Genomic DNA, 8,979 nt, shown 5'->3' with positions numbered 1-8,979 from the left:
GAATGGAATATATAATAAGAAAATTTAAATTTTAATTCCGACTTGACTCATAGGAATACCTGTATTATAGTAAGTCATTATAATATACATCTTTTGGGGAGGATTCAGTCCGATGAGTATAGGACTTTTAATTTTAAATATTTTCGTAATGCTTCTGCTTTTAGGCGCATTATTCTTTATGCAAAAAAAGCATATCTCATTCTCAAAGCGTGTGTTTACAGCGCTTGGTTTAGGGATCCTGTTCGGCTTCGCGCTTCAGCTGATATATGGACCGGGTGCTGAGGTCATTGCCAAATCTGCAGACTGGTTTAATTTAGTTGGCGGAGGTTATGTCAAGTTCCTGCAAATGATCGTCATGCCGCTTGTCTTCATTTCGATTTTAGGTGCTTTTACTAAACTGAAATTAACAAATAATATTGGAAGAATAAGTGTGCTTATCCTTGGACTGCTTGTAGGTACCACTGCAGTTGCGGCTGCTGTAGGAATTGCAACAGCTGTTGGTTTTGACTTGGAGGCTGTCCAAATCAGCGAAGGCGATGCTGAGACTGCCCGCGGGCAACAGCTTGAAGAAACATATCAGGGCATTGAAGGAAGAACGTTCCCGCAGCAAATGCTTGATTTGCTTCCGGCTAACCCGTTCCTTGATTTTACAGGGGCAAGACCAACATCTACGATTTCAGTCGTTATCTTTGCAGCCTTTTTAGGAATTGCTTATCTTGGTGTGAGAAGGAAATCACCAGAGCAGGCTGAACTCTTTGCGAAAATTGTGGATGCATTCTATGCAATTATCATGCGTGTTGTTACATTAATTTTACGCTTAACACCATATGGAGTTTTGGCAATTATGACGAAAACAGTTGCCATGAGTGATTTTGACTCCATTTTAAATCTGGGTAAATTTGTTATTGCTTCTTATGTGGCGCTTGCAATTATGTTCCTGATTCACCTGCTGCTTTTAACATTAAGCGGATTAAATCCAATCACATACTTGAAAAAAGCATTCCCGGTATTGACCTTTGCTTTTACGTCAAGAACAAGCGCCGGTTCATTGCCTTTGAATATTAAAACGCAAAAGTCACTCGGTGTTCCTGAAGGAATTGCCAACTTTGCAGGATCATTCGGCCTTTCCATCGGCCAAAATGGATGTGCGGGAATCTATCCGGCCATGCTTGCTGTAATGATTGCTCCGACTGTGGGCATTAATCCGCTGTCACCGGGATTTATTTTTACTCTCATTCTCATTGTAGCGATCAGCTCCTTTGGTGTGGCAGGGGTCGGCGGCGGTGCGACATTCGCAGCGATCCTGGTATTATCTGCCCTTGACCTGCCTATTGCACTCGCTGGCTTGCTGATCTCAATTGAACCGCTAATCGACATGGGACGCACAGCCCTCAATGTCAGCGGATCCATGACCTCCGGTATCCTAACGAGCAGAGTCACAGGTGAAATGGATGGAAGCCTTTATAACGATATGAATGAAAAATTAGAAGCAGAAGCATAAGAAAAATCGACAGGTGCCTGGCACCTGTCGATTTTTTTCATTTGACCGTCTTTTTTATAACCATTAAGGACGTCATGGCGCCCACGAATAGTATGGTTATAAAAGAGTACAGGAACTTTTCAATACCGACTATCTTTAATCCGCTTAAAATAACCAATCCATCAATTGCGAATATTAAAGCGCCGATATTAATAGGAAGAAGCTTTGTCATAAGCTGTGCAAGCAGGTCTGTGCCCCCTGTGCTTGTTTCGTAACGGAGCATAAGACCGATCCCAAAACCCACCAGGCAGCCGCCTAAAATGGAGCTGGGCAATATGGAAAGCTCAAACTGACCTCGCAAAGCAGCAAGCAAATCAATAATGAAGGATGAAATCAGAAGGCCATGCAGGCTATAGAAGAAGTATTTTTTCTCATAAAACCAGGCAAGTACATATAATGGAATGCTCAGGACAATCATGCTCAATCCAGTGGGGAATTCGTAATAATAATGGAGGATCAGCCCTATGCCAATAATGCCCCCGTCAAGTAAATGGTGGGGGACAAGAAAGCCGTTAATGCCAATGCCTAATAATAAACTTCCTATTAAAGTTACAAGCAGCTTTTCAAACATAAGCCTATCACCCTAACTTGTCCATTCTATACTTATAGAATATGAATGGTCAGGGATGAAATAGAAGCGGTTCCATGCAAAAAAGCTTGTCCGGTTTGGACAAGCTTTTGATCTTCCGGTTAGTGGTTAGTGTGGCAGGAACGCAAGCTGGTAAAAGAATAATACTGCAAATAAATATACCAGGGGATGAACTTCTCTCCATTTTCCTTTTACTGCTTTCATAAGCGGATAAGCGATAAACCCAAGTGCAATTCCTGTTGCAATACTGGATGTCAGCGGCATGCTTAAGATAATCAGGAATGCAGGGAAAGCTTCATCTAGTTCATTCCATTTAATGTGAGAAATGCTGCCCATCATCAGGCTTCCAACAATAATCAGGGCAGGTGCAGTAATAGCAGCAAGACCTGATACTGCACTGACAAGAGGTCCGAAGAAAGCTGAAAGCAGGAACAAACCTGCAACAGTCAAGGTTGTTAATCCTGTTCTTCCGCCGACTGATACTCCTGTTGATGATTCTATATATGCCGAAGTTGGACTTGTGCCAAACATGGCACCGATAGAAGTAGCGATGGAATCCGATAAAAGGGCCTCACGTGCTCTGGGCATCGTTTTGCCTTTCATTAATCCGGCCTGCTGGGCAACGCCGATCATCGTTCCAGTCGTATCAAAAATCGTTACAAGCAGGAAGGAGAAAACAACGGCGTATAAACTGTGCTGGATAACATCTCCAATTGCTTCAAATGGATTTAAAATGATGATTCCATCCGGAAGCGAAGGCAGTGAAACAAATCCCTGGTCAAAAGAAAGCTGTCCTGTAAAGAAGGCAATCAGGGCAGTGATAATCATGCCAAAAAATAAAGCCCCGTTAATCCCGAGCGTCATGAGAATTAAAGTTACAGCAAGGCCGACAAGGGCAAGAATGGATTGAGGAGAATGCAAGTCTCCGAGTGCAACAAGATTTGTTGGGTGGCTTGTAATCAGCCCGGTTAAGCGCAAGCCGATAAAGGCAATAAATAAACCGATTCCGGCAGTAATTCCGTGCTTTAAATTATCAGGGATCGCAATGATCAGCTTTTCCCGGAAAGGGGTAAGCGACAATATAATGAAGATAATACCAGCAATAAATACTGCTGAGAATGCAGTCATGTAATCAATATTTCCATGGGTTCCGACAACAGAGTAGGCAAAATAGGCGTTCAGGCCCATTCCCGGTGCGATGGCAATCGGATAATTGGCGAACAGTGCCATCCAGAGAGTACCTGCAACAGTTGCAATAATGGTAGCGGAAAAGACCTGCTCAAAAGGTACACCTGCATCAGATAAGATGACAGGGTTTACAACCACAATATAAACCATAGTTAGGAATGTCGTGATGCCTGCCAAGACCTCGGTCTTTACGTTTGTTTGATTTTCTTTTAATTTGAACATAGTAAGTCCCCCATAAACTATAACTTCTTTCAGGTTATATGTGTTATTGATAAATACGAACGTTTAAAAAGCACAAATAATATAATATTCGTTTTTAATGAAAATTTCAAGACCTTAATGTTATTATTCTATATATTGGCTGTTTCATCCTAATATATAGAAAAAAGCTTTCCTAGTGCTGATGCGGAAATTTGCTTTCCGCGATATAAAAATGTGTTGATTATCAATAGAGTATGCTTATACACTAATGTCAAACGAAAACGAAATGGGGTTGGCCAATGTTTGCAAATCTTAAAACAATGAACCTGAGTCAGCAGGCCGAATATTTAACAAAGGCCCTTGTACAGATCGAGAGCTATAACCATTCAGATGGAGAAGGGCATAAAGCTGACTTTCTAAAGGAAGTAATCTGTTCGTATCCATCTTTTAAGGATAATGATCATATAGTATGGACCCAGGAAATCCCCGGAGATGAACTGGGCCGCAAGAATGTGTTTGCCTTCCTGAAGGGGAGGTCGATGAGCAAAAAGACCATTATATATCTGGCCCATTTGGACACGGTCGGCACTGAGGATTTTGGTCCCATTCAGGGCATGGCCCATGATCCCGATAAGCTTCAGGAATTTTTTGTACAATATGGCTCTGATCCGGAAGTGCAGGAAGATGCCCGGTCCAATGAGTGGCTTTTTGGAAGAGGGGCATTGGATATGCAGAGCGGAATTGCTGTACATCTGGCCAATCTCCTGTTTTTCTCGGAAAATCCCGGTGAATTGGACGGGAATTTGCTTGTTATGTTCAATGCTGATGAGGAGGGTGAGCATAAAGGAAGCAGAGCAGCACTTTCCGAATTGCTTAGGCTGAAAGAAAAAATGGATCTGGAATATATGGCTGCCATAAATAATGATTTTATCTCGCCATTGTATGATGGAGATGCCACTAAGTATATTTACACGGGTACAGCAGGCAAGATATTGCCGTGTTTCTCCATTTTCGGAAGGGAGGCCCACGCTGGTGAAAGTCTTGCGGGAATTGATCCTACATTAATTGCTGCAGAGCTGACTGCGCGCATCAGCCAGAATTTTCAGCTGACTGAGAAGCTGGAAGGAGAACTGGTGCTTCCGCCAAGCTGTTTATATATGAGGGATGATAAAAGACGCTATGACGTTCAGACGGCAGTTGGGTGCAGAGTTTACTTCAATTACTTTTTCTATGAGAAACCTCTTAAGCAGCTTTCGAAAGAACTGAGAATGATTGCAGAAGATGCGGCCATCGCAGTTGAGCACCGCCTGGAAGGTGCCTATAAGGATTTTCGGACAGTCAATAAGCTGCCGGAAAGACAGCTGGACTGGGGAACAGAAGTGACGGCTTTAGATGACTTTCTTGTCTATCTTGAAGAAAAGGGCATCGATACTGTGAGTGTAATGGAAGAAGCAAGGAATAAGAGCTCGCTTCATGAAAATGATGCCAGAATGATTGCTTTTGATATAGTAGAATCACTTCACCAATCAGACCCTGAGAAGAAGCCTAGAGTGATCTTATTTTATGGAACACCCTTTCTTCCTGCCAACACGATTGATGTGACTGCAGAAAGAGGCATCTTTTTAAAAAGTTGTCTGGAGGAAGTGCTTGCTGAAGAGGCTAAGAAAACAGGCGAAACATTCAAAGTGCGCAAATATTTCCCTTACTTATCTGATGGAAGTTTTTTATCTTTTGACGGCTCGGATGAGGACATACAATCTCTTAAAAAGAATTTTCCTGCTTTAAACAGCCTTTTTCCACTTCCATTAAAGTCGATGAGAGACTTAAATATACCTGTGATAAACCTAGGAGTCTATGGCAAGGCTGGACACAAGTGGACTGAGCGGGTCTATAAACCGTATACTTTTGAAATTTTGCCTGAGGTTATCCGTAAGCTTACAAAAAGAATATTTGAAAAATAGGGAATTTAAGTTTTTAGAGGTAAAAGTAACCTTATCCGGATAATATCGTCTAATATGAGGATAGAATTCGGAGGCGATGAGCTGGAGGATTTTGCGAAGGGCATTGGCACCACAGATGATATTCTTTTTAATTATATTGATGATAAATTAGGCATTAAAGTTAATCGTAAATCTATTCAGGAAAAAACAGAAAGAGCATTCCAGAGCCAAAGGGATATTTTGATGCTGAGAGATGGGATTCAGGCAGGAATGCACTGTGTAGCTGTTCCTAATGATGTGACGCATTTTCTTTCCTTTCATGAGAAGGTTATGAGGTACAAGGCTTTTTCTGAAATACCCATGGATGAACTGATAATGGGGCAAAGCATTAGATAAAAAAAGGAGCAGGCCAGTCCCGCTCCTTTTAACATTAAAAAATTGCATTTAAGATGAGGTAAACAATGCCTGCTAATGTTGCCGAAATCGGCAATGTGATTACCCAAGTAATAAGCATTCTCTGCGCTGTTCCCCACTTTACACCCTTAAGTCTGTGGGCAGAACCTACACCCAGGATGGAAGAGGAGATAACATGAGTAGTGCTGACCGGCAGATGGATATATGTAGCGCCAAAGATGATCATAGCACCTGTCAGGTCTGCTGCAACACCATTTATAGGACGGATTTTCATGATTTTTCCGCCGACTGTTTTAATGATTTTCCAGCCGCCGACAGAAGTTCCGAGACCCATAGCTAATGCACAGGAAAACTGTACCCAAAATGGAATATCATTTGAAGTGACATAGTTGTTTGCTATAAGTGCCATTGTAATGATACCCATAGCTTTCTGTGCATCATTTGTTCCGTGTGTATAGGATTGAAGAGCAGCAGTGAAGATCTGGAACAGCCTGAAGTTCCGGTTTGTTTTAGTCAGGTTGTTGTTTTTGAAAACAATCTTAAAGATGCTGTAAACAATAAAACCGGCTGCAAATGCAATTAACGGCGAAAAGATAAGTGCTTGAAGGATCTTTAAAAATCCCTGATAGTTTAAAGCTGAAAATCCGGCAGCAGCAATCGCAGCACCTGCTATCGACCCGATGATCGCATGGGAAGAGCTGCTTGGGATGCCATAATACCACGTCAGCAGGTTCCAGAATATCGCTGCGATTAGAGCGGCGAGAATGACAAGAGAACCATTCTGCAAGGTAAAAGGATCCACAATATCCTTTGTAATGGTTTTGGCAACCCCGGTAAATGTCATGGCACCCACAAAGTTCATGACTGCTGCCAGTATGATGGCATGCCTTGGCTTAAGAGCCTTAGTGGAGACCGAGGTAGCTATTGCGTTTGCTGTATCATGAAAACCATTGATAAAGTCAAATGCCAGGGCACCAATGACAATTAAGATTGTTATAATAAATATTAAATCCATTAAGATCGCCCCTTAAGCATTTTTCATGATGATGGTTTCGAGCGTATTGGCGACATTCTGGCAGCTGTCCGCAATATCTTCAAGCGTTTCATAAATTTCTTTATACTGAATGATACGAATAGGATCTTTTTCAGTAGCAAAAAGATGCTTGATTGACTGACGGCGGACACCATCACATTTGGATTCGTAATCTTTAATTTTGATTGCATGTTCTCTGATCTGCAATAATTTCTTAGTTGACAGAAGTTCTACGCACTTTTCAATTTCAATTGCACAATTCTTGATGGCATCCACGAACTTCAGCATAAATTCATCTGCCTGTGTCATAGAATACATTTCAAATAAATCAGCACATTCTTCAAATCCATCCAGCACATCATCCATGCTCATGGCAAGGTGAAGAATATCTTCTCTTTCGATCGGTGTAATAAAAGCGTTATTTAATTCCTTAATGACTTCATGAACATAGGAATCCCCTTTTGTTTCATAATCCTTCATTGTTTTTGAAAAGGTTTTTAAATCACTGACATTGTTAATCTTATAGTCGGCAAAGTAAATCGCACTATCCTTTAAATTTACAGAAATATTGCTTAACAATGTGTTAAACTTGTCCTTCTTCTTAAAAACCATTTTTTTACCCCCAATTATTTTAGGAAAATACAATCAAACGTAATTATTTTATACGAAATCGACAAAATATGATAGTTTTTTTTATTACAGTAATATTCCCTGATTTTATGAGAATAAACGAAGAGACTATTTATAGCTGAAAGAAAGACACCGCCAATCTCGGCGGTGTCTTAATTATTGGGTGCTGACAGTCTATCCTCTCAGCCTTCCAATGAAGTCATGAAGCTGTTCCAGTGAATTCAAATTTTCATTGCATTTCCGGCTGTCATGGCAAATGTAATTTCCTTTTTTTGTATAAGTGCCCAACTGAGTACCCTTGGTTTCAGTTAAGAACATGCCTGTTTCTTCAAATTTGTTGCAGATGGCACAGATTCCTTTTTTGCTCAGCGGTTTGAATGTTCCATATATGCCAGTCAGTTTGCCATCGAGCAGGCTGATCATATACTTCCTGTTTGTGCCTTTGTCGTCCCATCCCAAGTAGCTGATTTCCCTGAAATCGATATCTTCAAGTGCTGGCATTTTTAATTTCTTTGCTTTTGGAAACATTTTTTTGATCGATTGTTCAGTTATAGAAGGAAAGGGTATTACATAGTCCTTTATATGCGCTAAGAAGGCATCTGCATGATCTCTTTCTTTTATATCACTGACTGTGGAAAGAAGCTGGTTTTGTTCCTCACTTAGCTCTGCAAAAAGGCTCAATACCTTTTCTGCAGAAAGAGATTTCAGTGCATTCAGCACTCCTGTATCATTGACAGATGCATGGCCATGGATCAGCACTTGCGTCTGATATTTAATAAAATTATATTGATCATTTCTGATGAAAGGTTCCATTATACACACTCCTATACCTTCAGCACCTTCGTATATCAACTTCACTTTATAAGAATTACATAAAAATGTAAATGTATAGAATGATTAGGAAATGAACTTGGCATATGAAAAAGCACTGAACAAGGTTCAGTGCGAATAATTCATTTTTTGTAAACTATTTTTTTGATTGTTTCGGCTGAAAGGAAATATTCTTCAGCCAATTTACTGATGGTTTTGCCGTTCTGGAATTCACTTTTAATAGAATGGTTCCTTTCATCCAGAGCTTTTCTTGCTCCAGAGCGGGATCCCCATTTTCGGTAGTCCTTTTCTGGCTTGGGGATATAAATAGCCTCACCCTGAACGTATTTTTGAATCTCTGCTATCAGATTCTCCGGTAAAACGGCATTAGCTTTTACATAACTCATTTCTGCCAGCTCCTTATTTATTTTGAAAATAAAAAATGAATAAGGTGCAAAGCCGATATCAGAAATGGTTTTAGCTGAATGGGCGATAATATGTTAATCCATTACCGCCTCATGCAAAGTATCGCCACCAATATCAGGCTTTGCATGAGACGCTGCATTATCAGGCATTGCAGCTGCAATGGCCATTCCCATCACCTCCTGAAAAGTGGATATTATTATATTATAAC

Annotated in this window: 9 protein-coding genes; 3 read left to right on the top strand and 6 right to left on the bottom strand. The window is 40.8% G+C overall.

The window, feature by feature from the left end:
• The first annotated feature begins 112 nt into the window (after positions 1–112).
• Positions 113–1,501, top strand: a complete 1,389-nt coding sequence (locus BFI01S_RS19850; protein ID WP_061794144.1) for an L-cystine transporter — start codon at positions 113–115, stop codon at positions 1,499–1,501.
• Positions 1,502–1,538: 37 nt separating this feature from the next.
• Here the strand turns inward: BFI01S_RS19850 and BFI01S_RS19845 are convergent, their stop codons facing one another.
• The gene (locus BFI01S_RS19845; protein ID WP_061794143.1) at positions 1,539–2,111 is read right to left on the bottom strand and encodes a YitT family protein; all 573 of its coding nucleotides are present in this window, start codon (positions 2,109–2,111) and stop codon (positions 1,539–1,541) included.
• A gap of 126 nt (positions 2,112–2,237) precedes the next feature.
• Positions 2,238–3,539 (bottom strand): NCS2 family permease, encoded by a 1,302-nt coding sequence (locus tag BFI01S_RS19840; protein WP_061794142.1) that lies wholly within the window; start codon positions 3,537–3,539, stop codon positions 2,238–2,240.
• A 278-nt stretch (positions 3,540–3,817) separates the two neighbouring features.
• On the opposite strand from BFI01S_RS19840, the gene BFI01S_RS19835 reads away from it, so the two are divergent.
• Both BFI01S_RS19835 and BFI01S_RS19830 read left to right on the top strand, forming a co-directional pair.
• Positions 3,818–5,479 carry a M20 family metallopeptidase gene (locus BFI01S_RS19835; protein ID WP_061794141.1) on the top strand — a complete coding sequence of 554 codons (1,662 nt, stop codon included), beginning with the start codon at positions 3,818–3,820 and terminating at the stop codon, positions 5,477–5,479.
• A 54-nt stretch (positions 5,480–5,533) separates the two neighbouring features.
• Positions 5,534–5,854, top strand: a complete 321-nt coding sequence (locus tag BFI01S_RS19830) for a hypothetical protein (protein WP_061794140.1) — start codon at positions 5,534–5,536, stop codon at positions 5,852–5,854.
• Between the two features lie 34 nt (positions 5,855–5,888).
• Here the strand turns inward: BFI01S_RS19830 and BFI01S_RS19825 are convergent, their stop codons facing one another.
• The 4 genes from BFI01S_RS19825 to BFI01S_RS19810 all read right to left on the bottom strand — a co-directional run bounded on the left by BFI01S_RS19825 (position 5,889) and on the right by BFI01S_RS19810 (position 8,761).
• Positions 5,889–6,887, bottom strand: coding sequence for an inorganic phosphate transporter (locus BFI01S_RS19825; RefSeq protein WP_061794139.1), 999 nt, complete (start codon positions 6,885–6,887; stop codon positions 5,889–5,891).
• A 12-nt stretch (positions 6,888–6,899) separates the two neighbouring features.
• Entirely contained in the window at positions 6,900–7,517 is a 618-nt protein-coding gene (locus tag BFI01S_RS19820) for a DUF47 domain-containing protein (protein WP_009331529.1), read from the bottom strand.
• A 192-nt stretch (positions 7,518–7,709) separates the two neighbouring features.
• Entirely contained in the window at positions 7,710–8,348 is a 639-nt protein-coding gene (locus BFI01S_RS19815) for a FusB/FusC family EF-G-binding protein (RefSeq protein WP_061794138.1), read from the bottom strand.
• Between the two features lie 140 nt (positions 8,349–8,488).
• The gene (locus tag BFI01S_RS19810; RefSeq protein WP_323805931.1) at positions 8,489–8,761 is read right to left on the bottom strand and encodes a CD3324 family protein; all 273 of its coding nucleotides are present in this window, start codon (positions 8,759–8,761) and stop codon (positions 8,489–8,491) included.
• Positions 8,762–8,979: the final 218 nt, after the last annotated feature.

It is taken from the genome of Cytobacillus firmus NBRC 15306 (assembly GCF_001591465.1).
GTDB lineage: Bacteria > Bacillota > Bacilli > Bacillales > Cytobacillaceae > Cytobacillus > Cytobacillus firmus.
Note: the sequence above shows the minus strand (reverse complement) of the source record. Positions and strands in the feature narration are given on the sequence as shown.